At 43.5% G+C, this 1,265-nt stretch carries 2 protein-coding genes; both read left to right on the forward strand.

Annotated elements, in window-relative coordinates:
- On the forward strand, nucleotides 1-334 hold a 334-nt coding region (locus A3729_RS07865), incomplete at its 5' end, for a shikimate kinase (RefSeq protein ID WP_304439703.1).
- Nucleotides 335-338: 4 nt separating this feature from the next.
- A partial coding sequence (gene aroB, locus A3729_RS07870) for a 3-dehydroquinate synthase (RefSeq protein ID WP_068633578.1) occupies nucleotides 339-1,265 on the forward strand: 927 nt, incomplete at its 3' end.

Genomic DNA, 1,265 nt, shown 5'->3' on the forward strand with positions numbered 1-1,265 from the left:
GAGCCAGGCAATAAAAGATTTGTCAGCACTTAAAAACGTCGTCTTGGCAACAGGTGGTGGTGCGATGATGCGCCCCGAGAACAGAGAGTGTGTGAACAACACTGCTTTTGTAGTGTATTTGAATACCTCAGTCGAGCAGCAGTACAAAAGAACTCACAAAGATAAGAATCGACCTTTGTTGCAGGGAGACAAAGATGCTCGTCAGGTCTTGAGTGATTTGTATGCGACCAGAGATCCAATTTATCGAGAAGTTGCTGACTATGTAATTGATACAGACAAAAAGTCTATGAAAGGTATTGTTAAAGATATAATCAGCGCGATAGAAAAAGAGTGAATAAATGATTGAGTTAAAAGTAGATTTGGGTGAGCGTGATTACCCAATTTTTATTGGCGAAGGCTTATTGAGTAATCCATCTCTCTATCAGCCCTACATTGCCGGAAAAAAAGTAATGCTGGTGACAAATGAGACAGTCGGGCCTTTGTATGAGCAGCAAGTTAGACAGGCATTGTCTGGCTATGAGGTTGATAGCGTGGTCTTGCCTGACGGAGAGCAATATAAGAATTGGCAAACCTTAAACCTGATTTTTGATGCGCTACTAGAGAAGGCTCATTCCAGGAAGACGACTATCGTTGCGCTGGGGGGTGGTGTAATTGGAGATATGGCAGGTTTTGCTGCATCAGCTTATCAGCGTGGCGTAGATTTTATTCAGGTGCCCACGACGCTTCTTTCGCAAGTAGATTCATCTGTAGGTGGAAAAACTGCAATCAACCATCCTTTAGGTAAAAACATGATAGGTGCTTTTTACCAGCCTAAAGCCGTTATCATTGATATTTTGACCTTGCAAACTCTGGCTTCAAAGGAAGTTTCAGCGGGCCTGGCGGAGGTGATCAAATATGGTTTGATCCGTAAGCCAGAGTTCTTTGACTGGTTGGAGGCTAATGTTGAGGCCTTAAGGTCCTTGGACTCTGATGCTTTAACCTACGCGATTAAAGAATCTTGTTCNTGTAAAGCGGAAGTTGTTGAACTAGATGAGAAAGAGGGTGGGCTTAGAGCAATATTAAATCTAGGGCACACATTTGGCCATGCGATTGAGACTTATGAAGGTTATGGCTCTTGGCTTCATGGTGAGGCGGTTGCAGCGGGAACAGTTATGGCAGCAGAATTGTCGAGAATGGAAGGCTGGATTAGTGATGAAGATGTTTCTCGAATTTCAAATATATTGCTTGCTGCTAACTTGCCAATTGAAGGGCCGGAAGGCATGTTG

This window comes from Oleiphilus sp. HI0043, from assembly GCF_001634935.1.